Consider the following 15,907-nt stretch of genomic DNA (forward strand, 5'->3'; position numbering starts at 1 on the left):
CCACGTTCAAAACTGCCCCGACCATAATTAAAGAAGAGGGAAACCCCATGTTCGTGCACAAGACCGCACTGCTCAGTGCAATTACCACCGCGCTGCTGGCCAGTGCCAGTATCCAGGCTGCCGAACCGCTGAAAGCCGTCGGTGCCGGCGAAGGTCAGCTGGATATTGTGGCCTGGCCTGGCTACATCGAACGTGGCGAAAGCGACAAGGCCTACGACTGGGTCACCGGCTTCGAAAAGGAAACCGGCTGCAAGATCAACGTCAAGACTGCCGCCACTTCCGATGAGATGGTCAGCCTGATGTCCAAGGGTGGTTATGACCTGGTGACTGCATCCGGCGATGCCTCCCTGCGGTTGATCGCCGGCAAGCGTGTGCAGCCGATCAATACGGCGTTGATCCCGAACTGGAAGAACATTGACCCTCGCCTCAAGGACGGCCAGTGGTACGTCGTCAACAAGCAAACCTACGGCACCCCGTACCAATGGGGCCCGAACGTGTTGATGTACAACACCAATATCTTCAAAACAGCGCCGGACAGCTGGAGCGTGGTGTTCGAAGAGCAGACCCTGCCGGACGGCAAGTCCAACAAGGGTCGGGTCCAGGCCTACGACGGCCCGATCTATATCGCCGATGCGGCGCTTTATCTCAAATCGAAACAGCCGGAACTGGGCATCAAAGACCCGTACCAGCTCAACGAAGCGCAATACAAAGCGGCGCTGGAACTGCTTCGCAAGCAACAGCCCTTGATCCACCGCTACTGGCATGACGCAACGGTCCAGATGAGTGACGTCAAGAACGAAGGCGTGGCGGCGTCCAGCACGTGGGGTTACATGGTCAACGGCCTGGTGGCGGACAAGCAGCCGGTTGCCTCGGTCATTCCAAAAGAAGGTGCAACAGGTTGGGCCGACACCACAATGTTGCACGCCGAAGCCAAGCACCCGAACTGCGCCTACAAGTGGATGGACTGGTCGCTGCAACCGAAAGTCCAGGGTGACCTGGCGGCGTGGTTCGGTTCGTTGCCGGCGGTTCCGGCGGGCTGCAAGGAGAGTGAATTGCTAGGCGCCGAGGGCTGCAAAACCAACGGTTACGACCAATTCGACAACCTGGCCTTCTGGAAAACCCCGCAGGCTGAAGGCGGCAAGTTCGTGCCGTACAGCCGCTGGACCCAGGACTACATCGCGATCATGGGTGGTCGCTGAGCTCTTAAGAGCGACACGGTCAGCTCCCTTTCCCCCCTCTCCCCCATGGGGAGAGGGCTGGGGTGAGGGGTGGTTTTTGACTCCGCCTCGACTATTGGGAATGACCGACACCGCAGCCCTCACCCCCCGCCCTCTCCCGGAGGGAGAGGGCGCTAAAAGCGGACCGCGCTCATTCGACCGCGACACCGCAACGATTCAGATTTTTCAGAAGTCCAGGCAGGGCCGCCGTGACGACCTTCGCCTTTTTGGAGCACCGCACCATGACGCTTGCAGTCCAGTTCACCAACGTTTCCCGTCAGTTCGGCGAAGTGAAGGCCGTTGACCGGGTTTCCATCGATATCCAGGACGGCGAGTTCTTTTCCATGCTGGGCCCTTCAGGCTCGGGCAAAACCACCTGTCTGCGCCTGATCGCCGGTTTCGAACAACCGAGTGCAGGCTCTATCCGTATTCACGGCGAAGAAGCCGCCGGGCTGCCGCCGTATCAGCGTGACGTGAACACCGTGTTCCAGGATTACGCGCTGTTCCCGCACATGAACGTACTCGACAACGTCGCCTACGGTTTGAAAGTCAAAGGCGTCGGTAAAACCGAACGCCAAAAACGCGCCGAAGAAGCCCTCGACATGGTCGCCCTCGGCGGCTACGGCGAGCGCAAACCGGTGCAGCTGTCCGGCGGCCAGCGCCAGCGTGTGGCCCTGGCCCGCGCCCTGGTCAATCGCCCGCGCGTGCTGCTGCTCGATGAACCCTTGGGCGCGCTCGACTTGAAGCTGCGCGAGCAAATGCAGGGTGAACTGAAAAAGCTGCAACGCCAGCTCGGCATCACCTTCATCTTCGTCACCCACGACCAGACCGAAGCGCTGTCGATGTCGGATCGCGTGGCGGTGTTCAACAAGGGGCGCATCGAGCAGGTCGATACCCCGCGCAACCTCTACATGAAACCGGCTACAACCTTTGTCGCCGAATTCGTCGGCACCTCCAACGTAATTCGCGGCGATCTGGCGAAACAATTGAGCGGCAATCCACAACCGTTTTCGATTCGCCCGGAACACGTGCGTTTCGCTGAAGGGCCGCTGGCCAGCCATGAAATTGAAGTCAGCGGTTTGCTCCACGACATTCAGTACCAGGGCAGCGCCACACGCTATGAACTGAAACTGGAAAACGGCCAGACCCTGAACATCAGCCAGGCCAACGTGCAGTGGCTGGACGTCAGCACGCAACATCAGACCGGGCAACGCATAAGCGCACGCTGGGCACGGGAAGCGATGATCCCGCTGCACGACACCGTTGTCGGCGGGGTGTGAGATGAACAGCGTGGCTCTCCCTCAAACCCCGACCGGCGGCTCGCCGTTGCGCAGGTTTTCCAACCTGCTGTATCGCCGGCCGAACCTGTACCTGTCGATGCTGCTGGTACCGCCGCTGCTGTGGTTCGGCGCGATCTACCTCGGCTCGCTGCTGGTTCTGCTGTGGCAAGGCTTCTACACCTTTGATGACTTCACCATGGCGGTCACGCCCGACCTGACCCTGGCGAACTTTGCAGCCCTGTTCCAGCCGTCGAACTTCGACATCATCCTGCGCACCTTAAGCATGGCCATCGTCGTGTCGATCGCGAGCGCCATCGTCGCGTTCCCGATTGCCTATTACATGGCGCGCTACACCACCGGCAAAACCAAGGCGTTTTTCTACATCGCGGTGATGATGCCGATGTGGGCCAGTTACATCGTCAAGGCGTATGCCTGGACCTTGCTGCTGGCCAAGGGCGGCGTGGCACAGTGGTTCGTTCAACACCTGAATCTTGAGCCGGTTTTGCAGTTCATTCTGGGCATTCCAGGCGTCGGCGGCAGCACCTTGTCGACCTCGCACTTGGGGCGCTTCATGGTGTTCGTCTACATCTGGCTGCCGTTCATGATCCTGCCGATCCAGGCCTCGCTGGAACGTCTGCCACCGTCCTTGCTGCAAGCCTCGGCCGACCTCGGCGCCAAGCCTCGCCAGACCTTCATGCAAGTGACTTTGCCGCTGTCGATTCCGGGCATCGCGGCCGGTTCGATCTTCACCTTTTCGCTGACCCTGGGCGACTTCATCGTGCCGCAACTGGTGGGCCCGCCGGGCTACTTCGTCGGCAGCATGGTGTACGCCCAACAAGGCGCGATCGGCAACATGCCAATGGCCGCGGCCTTCACGTTGGTGCCGATTGTGTTGATCGCCATTTACCTGACTATCGTGAAACGACTGGGGGCCTTCGATGCGCTCTGATGCAAAAAAACCAGCGCCGGAAACGCACGGGGAGAAAGCTTCGCTCGGCCTGCGCATCGCAGCCTGGGGCGGGTTGGTGTTTCTGCACTTTCCGATCCTGATCATCTTCCTGTACGCCTTCAACACCGAAGACGCAGCGTTCAGCTTTCCGCCCAAGGGCTTCACCCTGAAGTGGATCGGCGTGGCGTTCTCCCGGCCGGACGTACTGGAAGCGATCAAGCTGTCGCTGCAAATCGCCTCCGTCGCGACGTTGATTGCGCTGATCCTCGGCACGCTTGCGTCAGCGGCGTTGTACCGCCGGGATTTCTTCGGCAAGCAAGGCATTTCGCTGATGCTGATCCTGCCGATTGCCTTGCCGGGGATCATCACCGGTATCGCCTTGCTGGCGACCTTCAAGACGTTGGGGATCGAGCCAGGGATGTTCACCATCATCGTCGGTCACGCGACCTTCTGTGTGGTGATCGTCTACAACAACGTCATCGCCCGCTTGCGGCGCACTTCGCACAGTTTGATCGAGGCTTCGATGGACCTCGGCGCCGACGGCTGGCAGACCTTCCGCTACATCATCCTGCCGAACCTAGGCTCGGCATTGCTGGCCGGCGGCATGTTGGCGTTTGCCCTGTCGTTCGACGAAATCATCGTCACCACCTTCACCGCCGGCCATGAACGCACCCTGCCGCTGTGGCTGCTCAACCAGCTCAGCCGCCCACGGGACGTGCCGGTGACCAACGTCGTCGCGATGCTGGTGATGATGGTGACCATGTTGCCGATCCTCGGCGCCTATTACCTGACCCGTGGCGGCGAAAGCGTTGCGGGCAGTGGCGGCAAGTGATTTTCCTGACAATTCCAATAATGAATTTGCGGTAGAAAGAGGACAAAGCCATGCAAACCAAACTCTTGATCAATGGCCAACTGATCGACGGCGAAGGCCCCGCCCAACCGGTGTTCAACCCGGCCCTCGGTCGTGTGTTGGTGGAAATCAACGAAGCCAGCGAAGCTCAGGTCGATGCCGCCGTGCGGGCCGCCGACAGCGCCTTCGAAAGCTGGTCGCAAACCACGCCGAAAGAACGTTCGCTGCTGCTGCTCAAACTCGCCGACGCCATCGAAGTTCACGGCGAAGAGCTGGCCAAACTGGAGTCGGACAACTGCGGCAAGCCCTACAGTGCTGCACTGAACGACGAAATCCCGGCGATTGCCGACGTGTTCCGTTTCTTCGCCGGCGCCAGCCGTTGCATGAGCGGTTCGGCGGGCGGTGAATACCTGCACGGCCACACCTCGATGATCCGCCGCGACCCGGTCGGCGTGATCGCCTCCATCGCACCGTGGAACTACCCGCTGATGATGGTCGCCTGGAAAATCGCCCCGGCCCTCGCGGCGGGTAATACCGTGGTGCTCAAGCCGTCGGAACAAACCCCGCTGACCGCGCTGCGTCTGGCGGAATTGGCGTCGGAGATTTTCCCGGCCGGTGTGCTTAACCTGGTATTCGGTCGTGGTCCTACGGTCGGCAGTCCACTGGTCACACACCCAAAAGTGCGCATGGTCTCGTTGACCGGTTCGATCGCCACCGGCTCGAACATCATTTCCAGCACCGCCGACAGCGTCAAACGCATGCACATGGAACTGGGCGGCAAGGCCCCGGTGATCATCTTCGACGACGCCGACATCGACGCCGCCGTGGAAGGCATCCGCACCTTCGGCTTCTACAACGCCGGCCAGGATTGCACCGCCGCCTGCCGCATCTACGCGCAGGAAGGCATCTATGACAGGTTCGTCGAGAAGCTCGGCGAGGCGGTCAGCAGCATCAAGTACGGTGTGCAGGATGATCCGTCGACCGAACTGGGCCCGTTGATCACCGCCCAACATCGCGACCGCGTGGCCGGGTTTGTCGAGCGCGCTTTGGCTCAGCCGCATATCCGATTGATCACCGGCGGCAAGGCTGTTGAAGGCAATGGCTTCTTCTTCGAACCAACGGTGTTGGCCGACGCGCAACAGGACGACGAAATCGTCCGTCGTGAAGTGTTCGGGCCGGTGGTGTCGGTGACCAAATTCACCGATGAAGCACAGGTGCTGGGCTGGGCCAACGATTCGAACTACGGCCTGGCGTCGTCGGTCTGGACCTCGGACGTCGGTCGTGCGCATCGCTTGTCCGCACGCTTGCAGTACGGCTGCACCTGGGTGAATACACACTTCATGCTGGTCAGCGAAATGCCTCACGGCGGTCAGAAACTGTCCGGTTATGGCAAGGACATGTCCATGTACGGGCTGGAGGACTACACCGTCGTTCGGCATGTGATGTTCAAGCACTAAAAGCATCGCGAGCAGGTTCTCCGCAATCCCTGTAGGAGTGAGCCTGCTCGCGATGGCCTCACCGCAACTTCAAGGAAGAAACCGGCACCCAGCACCACCAGGTTCCACCCCAAAGAAGCCAAAACAATAACCACCGATCCGGGCAGCGTCGTCATGGCCCTGCCACGGTTTCGGACATCCGAAATCTGCCGATTTTCCGGAGCTAACACCATGGATTCAACACCCGAACTCGCTGTACCCGTCGCTGACAGCGACGCCGAGCAACTGCGCAAGCTGGGCTACACCTCGAACTTCAATCGCAGCATGAGCCTGTGGGAAAACTTCGCCCTGGGCTTCACTTATCTATCTCCGGTCGTAGGGGTTTATACCCTGTTCGGCCTGTGCCTCGCCGCCGGTGGGCCACCGATGTTCTGGGCTTATTTGCTGGTCGGATGCGGCCAGTTGCTGGTGTGCCTGATCTTCGGTGAAGTGGTCTCGCAGTTCCCGATTTCCGGCGGTGTGTACCCGTGGGCTCGTCGTTTGGTGGGCAAGCGCTGGGCGTGGATGGTCGGCTGGATCTACTCCATCGCCCTGTGTGTGACCATCGCTGCCGTTGCGGTGGGCGCTGGTCCGTACCTGGCCGCCATGATGGGTTTTGAACCGAGCAACAACACCAACATCGTCATCGCACTGTTCCTGACGTTGTTCGCCACCCTGGTCAACCTCAGCGGCACCAAAGTGCTGGCGCGGATCGCCATGTTCGGCTTCCTCTGCGAACTGGTCGGTGCGGTGATCGTCGGTGTTTACCTGCTGATCTTCGAGCGTCATCAATCGATCAGTGTGTTGTTCAACACCTTCGATATCAGCATTGATGGTTCGTATCTGCCGGCGTTCCTTACCGCCTCGCTGGCGGGGATGTTCCTGTACTACGGCTTCGAAGCCTGCGGCGATGTGGCCGAAGAAACCCCGAACCCGAGCAAACAGATCCCGGTGGCCATGCGCATGACCATCTACATCGGCGGCATCGCGGCGATGTTCGCCTGCCTGGCGCTGATCCTCGCCGTGCCAGACATGCAAGCCGTCATCAATGGCACCGACAAGGACCCGGTCACCACCATCCTCAACAACGCCTTCGGCCCGGTCGGCTCGAAAGTGGTGATGGGCGTGGTCATGATTTCCTTCATCTCCTGCGTCATCAGCCTGCAAGCGGCGGCGAGTCGTCTGCTGTATTCCTACGCTCGGGATGAAATGGTCATCGGCAGCTCACTGCTGAAGAAGATTTCCCCTACGACTCAGGTTCCGGTTGCGGCACTGTTCGTGTCCGGCGTCCTGCCGGCGCTGATCATTGTGCTGGGCTTCTTCCTGCAGGATGCAGTGGCAACCATCGTCAGCTTTGCGGCGATTGGTATCTACCTGGCGTTCCAGATGATCGTGCTCGCCGCGTTGTATGCGCGCATGAAAGGCTGGAAACCGAGCGGCAAATTCACCCTCGGCGCCTGGGGCTGGGCGGTGAACATCGGCGCGCTGGTCTATGGCATCGGCGCAATCATCAACATGGCCTGGCCGCGCACGCCGGATGCGGCGTGGTACATCAACTACGCGATGGTGTTGAGTACTGCGATCGTGATTGGGTTGGGGCTGGTTTATATGTGGCTTGCCAAGCCGTATGACCATGGGACTGCGCCTGCGGGGGATGCTTGGAAGGTTAGTCGGTAAGGTTTGTTGACCCGGGTACCATTACTGGTGCCAGCGCTGAAATATTCCCCTTTCTCACAGTCCTAGAGAAAGGGGAATTAATGACAGCTATTGACTGAAAAGAAAAACCATCAAAGCAACAGTTCTGCTTGATCGTGCTTCAGCAAAGATATGCGATCGAAAAGCTTGATTTTTTCATCTGCTTTTTGTTTAGCGTGATCCGACATAAACGCAACAAGCTCCTCAAGCTGACTCACATTCCCAACCACCTTGAAGGCTTTTTCTTTATTAACAAAAACGAGCGACTTCTTCTTTCGAGCCAACAGTTCAATCACGTTACTCAGTGTTCCGGTGCTTTTAGCATCCCAAATCATCAAGCCGTAATCGGCGGCATCAGCCATAACAACATCTTTCGCGGTGAAAAATGCTCTCGACCCTTTGGAATGTTTGGTTTCTACCGTTCTAGCCGGCCATTCTCCAAGATTGTTCCGAGGGGTCACGCCACTGCAATAAATAGTAGTTTTAGATCGAGCCAGGCTCAATAAATACTCTTGTATAGATGTATCGGCTCCGCCTGCGTCGCCAACCACGACGTCAAACTCTGAATCAACGATATTATTGATACGCTCTTTAACCTTCGGATCAAGGTGTTTGATATTAATAGAGCCCGCAATAAATACAGTTGTCATCTATCTCACTTCCAAGTTAACGCCGCGACGTAGATTTTCCCCACTTTGGGATATCTACGTAAAACAGCACAGGCGGCATCCATTGACGCCCCACTGTCAAATAAATCATCAACGACCAAAACATTCCAACAGCCTGTATTGGTAATTTCATCATTCACACTGAAGCTAGCGCCTATAGCGGCAACTTTTTCAGCTTTAGAATGCAAATCTTTAAGCGATTGCCCGGTGGTAGCCTTTCGAAGCAAATCCGAAAATACAGGCTTTCCTATTATTCGTCCTAACTCTACGGCAACCTCAGTAACTGGCTGTCGTGCACGTATATTCGAGGCCGGCATAGGAATTACGAACCCTACTTGAGCAAGTTTAGGTAAAACATTCGTCGCTACAGCTTGAGCAAGAGGGCTCACCTGACTCCAATCCTTCTGGTATTTGAGCTGGTAGGTCGCTTGTCCTACCTCTGTACGGAGATTATCAAAGCGTGGGTTTCCGTGCTCATCATCCCCTAGAAAGGTACTACTTATCATGTGCTTGTCCAGCACCCATCCTTGGTCCCAAGGGCCGCTTATCTGTTTTAGGGATACTTTCAAGGCATTCTCCATTTTTAGGCCTGTCCGTTAAGCACCGAAATTTCCTTGGCGCTTTTTGACCATAGGCAATGAAAAACAGAGATTCCAGTCAAACGCCGCGTGGCGCTGACTCTCATGCAAAAACAGGCAATTCCTACAGATCGAACCTTCGGGCATAGACATCGATTCCTACAGCACGCGGCGCCAAGGTAGACTTGGCGCCGCGAGCGCCTGAACGATAGGCTTTACCTCGTCGCTGCCAAATCAGCGACCCGGGGTCGAAGCCGGATCACAATCAACATGGCGCATCCGCGCCCCCATATGAACTGGGGCAATTTTGCCTTTCAGCTTCGCTTTATGGTGGGCCGTGTGGCGCGGGCCTCTCGGCTTCCGTGTTGATCGAGAATGTTCCGACTTCGAACGCCACATGGTCCGCCACCCAAATCTGTCGAAGGATTAGTGGCGGCTCCTTTTTCAACATGGAGTCGAAAAATGCTTACGCACACACCAAATCCGTCTGAAATCCATCCGCATTTCACCCCTACCGTCTTCACCCGCCACAACCGCTTCCTCCATGCTTTCATGCAGGACAACCAAGCCTGGTTCTGCGTCCAGGATCTCGGTCGCTTGATGGGCCGCCCGATGGACCAACGCCTCACCCTGAAACTCGATCCCGATCAACGTCGATATGTGTGGCTGCTCAAAAACGGCAAAACGGTCGAATCACTGATGGTCAGCGAATCAGGGATGTATGCCCTTCTGGTGCACCATTTCGTCCCGGAAAACCGAAACCTGCGCCAGTGGCTGAGCAACGAAGTCATACCTACGCTGCGTGAGTCGAAAGCGACATCTGTGGATAACATTCCAAACCTGAGTTCATTGCAGTGGGCAGGCATCTCGGTGCCGCTGTTGCATTGGCAGCATCAGGCATGGATCAAGTGGCGTGACATGCCTGATCTGATGCAGGCACAACGGCCGTTCAAGATCATGGGCACTTGCAGTTGAAGGCGGGATGAAAAAATGAAAAAGGGGCAGACTTCACAGTCCGCCCCTTTGGTTTGAATACACCTGTTCAATCTCCCGCAAGAGCAATCCGCAGCCATGAGCAAACCGCATATCACCAGCCAAAGCGTCACTGAAGTGATTCCAAGTGATAGCGCCTTTTCAGAAAAGTATCTGCAACAAACCGTCGAGCAAAAAAATATCACGGCTCGTCGCCAAGCAATCCACGAAGGCATCATCGACGCCGATGCCGGCAAGCTGACCCGACTGGCCACCGTAAAAGCCAAATGGCTTTCACGGTAACCATCCTCGGTCAAAACCGCGAAACACTCCTCATCGCATCCACCAGATACCGCATCGCAATCTGGTCGCTTTCCGACAGTTCCCGATAGCGCTCCAACAACTTCATCTCGTCCGAACTGACCCGACGCCTTCGGCGCGCTGTGGTCAGGCAAGGAAGGATGCCCAGCAACTGGGTGATGCCTTGTACTTTCGTCATGGACGATGTCCTTCTATAAGCCCGAGAAAACTTCAAAAACCGCATCGCCCTCTCCTTTTTGTAGTCGCCGGCCTGAAGGGCAGAGGTCGGTCATGAACACAGAATAGGAACTATCACGGCGGTGAAAAGCGATTTTTAGAGTAATTAGTCGAAAAAAGCAGAAACGCCCTAAAAATCAGAAAGTACTGTCAGAAAACTTAACCGACATTTCTTGTTTCATTGCCGCGAAGCCAAAGTGCCACCAATCATTTTTTCTACACAACCGAACGGTTTAAGCTATTTGTTATCTGTTTAATGTCCGTTGCGTTTGGCCGAAGGCATGTCCGAACCTCTATTTTTGATCCAGCACGTGCCAGGAACGGCGCGGGATTGTTCACGACAGGTTGAACTTATGCACCGCAGGAATTTGCTCAAAGCATCCATGGCCATCGCTGCCTACACCGGTTTATCAGCGTCTGGCCTGTTGGCTACCCGGGCCTGGGCCGGTACCGGCGCGGCGGATGGCGAGGCTCAGGCATTCGACTTCGAAGCGCTGAAAATCCAGGCCAAGCAGCTTGCCGGTAATCGCTATCAGGACACCAAGCAGGTGTTGCCGCCGACCCTGGCGACCATGACGCCGCAGAACTTCAACGCGATCCGCTACGACGGCAACCACTCGCTGTGGAATGACCTCAATGGTCAGCTGGATGTGCAGTTCTTCCACGTGGGCATGGGTTTCAAACAACCGGTGCGCATGTACAGCGTCGATCCCAAGACGCGTCAGGCGCGAGAGGTGCATTTCCGCCCTTCCCTGTTCAACTATGAAAAAACCACGGTCGACACCAAACAGCTCACGGGTGATTTGGGGTTTTCCGGGTTCAAGCTGTTCAAGGCCCCGGAGCTGGACCAGCACGACGTGCTGTCCTTCCTCGGCGCCAGCTATTTCCGTGCAGTCGATGCCTCAGGCCAGTACGGTCTGTCGGCACGCGGCCTGGCGATCGATACCTATGCCAAGAAGCGTGAAGAATTCCCGGACTTCACCAAGTTCTGGTTCGAGACCCCGGACAAGGACAGTACCCGGTTCGTGGTCTACGCCCTGCTGGATTCACCGAGCGCCACCGGCGCTTACCGTTTCGACATCGACTGTCAGGCCAGCCAGGTCGTCATGGCCATCGATGCGCACATCAACGCGCGTACCGCCATCGAACAACTGGGCATTGCGCCAATGACCAGCATGTTCAGCTGCGGCACCCACGAACGGCGCATGTGCGACACGATTCACCCGCAAATCCACGACTCTGATCGCCTGGCCATGTGGCGCGGCAACGGCGAGTGGATCTGCCGCCCGCTGAACAACCCGGCCACCCTGCAATTCAATGCCTTCGCCGACACCGACCCCAAAGGTTTCGGCCTGGTGCAGACCGATCATGAGTTCGACAGCTATCAAGACACGGTCGACTGGTACAGCAAGCGTCCGAGCCTGTGGGTAGAACCTACGACCGCGTGGGGCGAAGGCTCTATCGATCTGTTGGAAATTCCTACGACCGGCGAAACCCTGGATAACATCGTCGCGTTCTGGACCCCGAAAAAACCGGTCGCGGCCGGCGACTCCCTGAACTACGGCTACAAGCTGTACTGGAGCGCACTGCCTCCGGTCGGCACGCCGTTGGCGCGGGTCAACGCCACGCGTTCGGGCATGGGCGGCTTCATCGAAGGCTGGGCCCCCGGCGAGCATTACCCGGAGGTTTGGGCTCGACGGTTTGCCGTGGACTTCACCGGTGGCGGTCTGGACCGCTTGCCGGAAGGCGCGGGGATCGAGCCGGTGGTGACGTGCTCGAATGGGCAAGTGAAGGATTTCAACGTGCTGGTGCTGGATGACATCAAGGGTTACCGCATTACCTTTGACTGGTACCCGACCAATGACAGCGTCGCGCCGGTGGAGCTACGGTTGTTCATTCGTACTAATGACCGCACGTTGAGTGAAACCTGGTTGTACCAGTACTTCCCGCCTGCGCCTGAGAAGCGCAAGTACACCTGACAGCGGTAGAAACGCAAAAGCCCCGGTCAACTCGACCGGGGCTTTTTGGTTTTACAGCGTCAATCAGTCGCGCAAATCCGACTCATGAATCGGCTGTTCACGATGGGTGGCCCGCTGATACTGCGCCGGCCAGATGGCCTTGCGCCCACCCAGGTCATCATCGGCATGCAGCGGCCAGTACGGATCACGCAGCAGCTCACGCGCCAGGAAGATGATGTCAGCCTGGCAGGTACGCAGAATGTGCTCGGCCTGTGCCGGCTCGGTGATCATTCCTACCGTGCCGGTGGCAATACCTGACTCTTTGCGCACACGTTCGGCGAAGCGGGTCTGATACCCGGGACCTGTAGGAATCTCAGCATTGGCCGCCGTACCGCCCGACGAGACGTCAATCAGGTCTACGCCCAACGCATGCAGGCGTCGCGCCAGCTCCACGGTTTCATCGGGGTTCCAGCCGTCTTCCACCCAATCGGTGGCCGACACCCGCACGAACAGCGGTAGCTCTTCAGGCCACACCGCACGCACCGCTTCGGTGACTTGCAGTACCAGCCGGATGCGATTCTCGAACGAACCACCATATTGATCGCGCCGCTGATTGCTCAGGGGCGAAAGAAACTGATGCAACAGGTAACCGTGGGCGGCGTGAATTTCCACCACTTTGAAACCGGCGGTCAGCGCCCGTTTGGCCGAAGCGACAAAGGCCTGAATGACCTCAGCGATCTCGCCATCATCGAGCTGCTTGGGGTGGGTGTGCTGCGGGTCGAAAGCGATCGGCGATGGGCCCACCGGGATCCAGCCACCGTCTTCGGGTTTGACGCTGCCATGTTTACCGATCCACGGCCGATGGGTGCTGGCCTTGCGCCCGGCGTGAGCCAACTGAATGCCGGCCACAGCGCCTTGAGCTGCAATGAAGCGCGTGATGCGTTGCAACGGTTCGATTTGTTCATCGTTCCACAGGCCGAGGTCCTCGGCGGTGATGCGTCCGTCGGCGGTCACCGCCGTGGCTTCGGTAAACACCAGGCCGGCCCCGCCGACAGCGCGGCTGCCGAGGTGGACCAGGTGCCAGTCATTGGCCAGTCCATCGACGCTGGAGTACTGGCACATCGGCGACACCGCAATGCGGTTGAGCAGGGTCAATTGACGAAGGGTATAGGGTTCAAGCAGCAGACTCATGGGGCACCTCTCGAATCAGTGGGCAGGCTCCAGGGTTCTGTTTGAAAGTCGACGAGTGACAGGAAAAAGGTGCAGCACCCGCCCCCGCGGGCAAAAAATTCGACAAGACGTCACAAGGATAATCAAGCAGTGCTTAGAGACTAGTCGACATCGGGGGAAGGTGGGGGGTTCAGATGGATTGGGTGGTCAGAAGGTCGCTTCAACGCGGTTCTATATGGGCAATCATCAACTGCACCGTCTCGTTGCCACGGAACTCGTTGAGGTCGAGTTTGTAGGCCAATTCCACCCATTTGATGGTCGGATTCGGCCAGATGTCGCGGTCGATTCCGAAGGCAATGCCATCCAGCTTCACCGAACCACATTCACTCTTCAGCACCACCTTGAGGTGCCGCTCGCCGACCACCCGCTGCTCGACCAGCTGGAACACGCCGTGGAACAACGGCTCCGGGAAATGTTGCCCCCAAGGACCGGCATGGCGCAGGGCGCGGGCCAGCTCCAGGTGGAACTCCTCGACCGCCAGCGTGCCGTCCGACAGCAAACGTCCGGTCAGGTCTTCTTCGCGCAATTGCCTACGCACTTCCGCATCAAAGGCTTCGGCGAACAACGGAAAATTCGCTTCCGGCAGCGTCAGGCCGGCGGCCATCGCATGGCCGCCATATTTACTGATCAGATTCGGATGCTGCGCCGCCACCACGCTCAACGCGTCGCGAATATGAAACCCCTGAACCGAACGCCCCGAGCCCTTGAGCAGGCCATCGCCGGCATCGGCAAAGGCAATGGTCGGACGGAAATAGCGATCTTTCATACGCGACGCGAGGATTCCGATGACACCCTGGTGCCACTCGGGATCGAACAGGCACAAGCCGAACGGCATCGACTCGACCGGCAAATCCTTTAGTTGAGCCAGCGCTTCACGCTGCATGCCCTGCTCGATGGATTTACGGTCCTGGTTCATGCCGTCGAGTTGAGCGGCCATTTCATGCGCCAGACCGGCGTCTTCGGTGAGCAGGCATTCGATGCCCAGGCTCATGTCATCCAGACGCCCCGCCGCGTTCAGACGCGGGCCGACAATGAAACCCAGGTCGGTAGAGGTGATGCGCGTGTGGTCACGCTTGGCGACTTCGAGGATCGCCTTGATCCCCGGCCGCGCGCGCCCGGCGCGAATCCGTTCCAGGCCCTGGTGCACCAGAATCCGGTTGTTGGCATCCAGCGGTACCACGTCGGCGACGCTGCCCAGCGCCACCAAGTCCAGCAACTCGCCGATGTTCGGCTGCGGCTTGCTCTCGTACCAGCCGAGGCTGCGCAAACGCGCACGCAAAGCCATCAGCACATAGAAAATCACCCCGACGCCGGCCAGCGCCTTGCTCGGAAACTCGCAACCTGGCTGGTTCGGATTGACGATGGCATCGGCCAACGGCAACTCATCACCGGGCAAGTGGTGGTCGGTGACCAGCACCTGGAGCCCGGCCTTTTTCGCCGCCGCCACGCCTTCAACGCTGGAGATACCGTTGTCCACCGTGATCAGCAACTGTGGTGTACGGGTCAACGCCACTTCAACGATTTCCGGCGTCAGGCCGTAGCCGTACTCGAATCGGTTCGGCACCAAATAGTCGACGTGAGCTGCGCCCAGCAGACGCAAGCCCAACATGCCCACCGTACTGGCCGTCGCGCCATCAGCGTCGAAGTCACCGACGATTAGAATCCGCTGACGCTGCTCCAGCGCCGTCACCAGCAAATCCACCGCTGCATCGATGCCTTTGAGCTGCTGGAACGGAATCAGCCGCGCCAGGCTCTTGTCCAGTTCAGCCTCGGACAGCACGCCCCGCGCCGCGTACAGACGGGTCAGCAGCGGCGGCAGATCACCGAGGAATGGCAGGGTGTCGGGCAACAGGCGAGGTTCGATGCGCATGGGGTGACAGGTGCTTCTCTTGAATACGTAGGATAAAAACGGGAAACGCGGACCAGCAGCGAATAATCAGCCGCGTTCGCCGCTCAGCCACTGCAACTGGACTTCGTGCTGACCACGGTCGTCGGTGACGAAAATCGTCCCTTCGCTGATCATCACGTCCCACTTGATAACGCGGGGCATGTCCTTGGCCAGGGTTTCCAGTACTTCCTGCGGAACAGCAGCGATGTGTACGTTTTTCAGGTTTTTGATCGCCGGGATGACTTTGGTCTCCCAGACACGCAGGCTGCCGTAAGCCAGCAGGCTGGTGCGCTCGGTGCGACGCGAGCACCAGGTCAGTCGATCGGCGTCTGGCTGGCCGACTTCGATCCAGTGCAGGACACGGTCGTCCAGGCTCTTTTCCCACAAGGCAGGTTCGTCCACGTCTGACAGACCGCGACCGAACGACAGTTGCTCGTTGTACCAGAAGGCGTAGGCCAGCAGCCGCACGGTCATGCGCTCTTCGGTCTCCGAAGGGTGACGGGCGATGGTCTGCTTCACGCTCTCGTACACGCTGCGATCGAGGTCGGTAAGGTTCAGTTCAAACTTGTAGGTCGTGGACGGCTGGGCCATGAACGGGCTTCTTGATACG

15 protein-coding genes are annotated in these 15,907 nt (G+C 58.3%); 9 read left to right on the forward strand and 6 right to left on the reverse strand.

The features are described 5' to 3' along the window. Window positions 1-47: 47 nt before the first annotated feature. The 6 genes from ydcS to QF010_RS15855 all read left to right on the forward strand — a co-directional run bounded on the left by ydcS (window position 48) and on the right by QF010_RS15855 (window position 7,448). Window positions 48-1,199, forward strand: a complete 1,152-nt coding sequence (ydcS, locus tag QF010_RS15830) for a putative ABC transporter substrate-binding protein YdcS (RefSeq protein ID WP_429511962.1) — start codon at window positions 48-50, stop codon at window positions 1,197-1,199. 260 nt (window positions 1,200-1,459) lie between these two features. Continuing rightward, window positions 1,460-2,497 carry an ABC transporter ATP-binding protein gene (locus tag QF010_RS15835; protein ID WP_429533484.1) on the forward strand — a complete coding sequence of 346 codons (1,038 nt, stop codon included), beginning with the start codon at window positions 1,460-1,462 and terminating at the stop codon, window positions 2,495-2,497. Between the two features lies 1 nt (window position 2,498). Continuing rightward, on the forward strand, window positions 2,499-3,446 hold the full coding sequence (locus QF010_RS15840; RefSeq protein ID WP_429511960.1) for an ABC transporter permease: 948 nt from the start codon (window positions 2,499-2,501) through the stop codon (window positions 3,444-3,446). Then, window positions 3,436-4,278 carry an ABC transporter permease gene (locus tag QF010_RS15845; protein WP_050482798.1) on the forward strand — a complete coding sequence of 281 codons (843 nt, stop codon included), beginning with the start codon at window positions 3,436-3,438 and terminating at the stop codon, window positions 4,276-4,278. Before QF010_RS15840 ends, QF010_RS15845 begins: the two co-directional genes overlap by 11 nt. Before the next feature lie 50 nt (window positions 4,279-4,328). Next, a complete protein-coding gene (locus QF010_RS15850) occupies window positions 4,329-5,753 on the forward strand; it encodes a gamma-aminobutyraldehyde dehydrogenase (protein WP_033056381.1) in 1,425 nt (474 codons plus the stop codon). A 210-nt stretch (window positions 5,754-5,963) separates the two neighbouring features. Continuing rightward, window positions 5,964-7,448, forward strand: a complete 1,485-nt coding sequence (locus QF010_RS15855; protein WP_429533485.1) for an APC family permease — start codon at window positions 5,964-5,966, stop codon at window positions 7,446-7,448. Between the two features lie 110 nt (window positions 7,449-7,558). On the opposite strand, the gene QF010_RS15860 is transcribed toward QF010_RS15855, so the two are convergent. Continuing rightward, complete coding sequence (locus QF010_RS15860; protein ID WP_033056383.1) at window positions 7,559-8,116, reverse strand: hypothetical protein; 558 nt, start codon at window positions 8,114-8,116, stop codon at window positions 7,559-7,561. Window positions 8,117-8,121: 5 nt separating this feature from the next. Then, window positions 8,122-8,703: a ComF family protein gene (locus tag QF010_RS15865; RefSeq protein ID WP_429533486.1), complete on the reverse strand. Its 582-nt coding sequence runs from the start codon at window positions 8,701-8,703 to the stop codon at window positions 8,122-8,124. A gap of 471 nt (window positions 8,704-9,174) precedes the next feature. Between QF010_RS15865 and QF010_RS15870 the strand changes: the two genes are divergently transcribed. Continuing rightward, a complete protein-coding gene (locus QF010_RS15870) occupies window positions 9,175-9,687 on the forward strand; it encodes a BRO-N domain-containing protein (protein ID WP_033056384.1) in 513 nt (170 codons plus the stop codon). A gap of 96 nt (window positions 9,688-9,783) precedes the next feature. Next, window positions 9,784-9,987 carry a hypothetical protein gene (locus QF010_RS15875; RefSeq protein ID WP_033056385.1) on the forward strand — a complete coding sequence of 68 codons (204 nt, stop codon included), beginning with the start codon at window positions 9,784-9,786 and terminating at the stop codon, window positions 9,985-9,987. A gap of 10 nt (window positions 9,988-9,997) precedes the next feature. On the opposite strand, the gene QF010_RS15880 is transcribed toward QF010_RS15875, so the two are convergent. Then, window positions 9,998-10,183: a hypothetical protein gene (locus tag QF010_RS15880; protein WP_033056451.1), complete on the reverse strand. Its 186-nt coding sequence runs from the start codon at window positions 10,181-10,183 to the stop codon at window positions 9,998-10,000. A 391-nt stretch (window positions 10,184-10,574) separates the two neighbouring features. Here QF010_RS15880 and QF010_RS15885 point away from each other — a divergent pair, with 391 nt between their 5' ends. Next, window positions 10,575-12,200: a glucan biosynthesis protein D gene (locus QF010_RS15885; RefSeq protein WP_429533487.1), complete on the forward strand. Its 1,626-nt coding sequence runs from the start codon at window positions 10,575-10,577 to the stop codon at window positions 12,198-12,200. 63 nt (window positions 12,201-12,263) lie between these two features. Here the strand turns inward: QF010_RS15885 and QF010_RS15890 are convergent, their stop codons facing one another. From QF010_RS15890 to QF010_RS15900, 3 genes are all read right to left on the reverse strand, one after another. After that, window positions 12,264-13,370 carry an NADH:flavin oxidoreductase/NADH oxidase gene (locus tag QF010_RS15890; protein WP_033056387.1) on the reverse strand — a complete coding sequence of 369 codons (1,107 nt, stop codon included), beginning with the start codon at window positions 13,368-13,370 and terminating at the stop codon, window positions 12,264-12,266. A gap of 199 nt (window positions 13,371-13,569) precedes the next feature. Further along, a complete protein-coding gene (gene recJ / locus QF010_RS15895) occupies window positions 13,570-15,279 on the reverse strand; it encodes a single-stranded-DNA-specific exonuclease RecJ (protein WP_033056388.1) in 1,710 nt (569 codons plus the stop codon). Between the two features lie 66 nt (window positions 15,280-15,345). Next, a complete protein-coding gene (locus QF010_RS15900) occupies window positions 15,346-15,888 on the reverse strand; it encodes a YaeQ family protein (protein ID WP_007897614.1) in 543 nt (180 codons plus the stop codon). Window positions 15,889-15,907: the final 19 nt, after the last annotated feature.

Origin of the sequence: Pseudomonas silensiensis (genome assembly GCF_050434865.1) — a bacterium.
Lineage (GTDB): Bacteria > Pseudomonadota > Gammaproteobacteria > Pseudomonadales > Pseudomonadaceae > Aquipseudomonas > Aquipseudomonas fluorescens_W.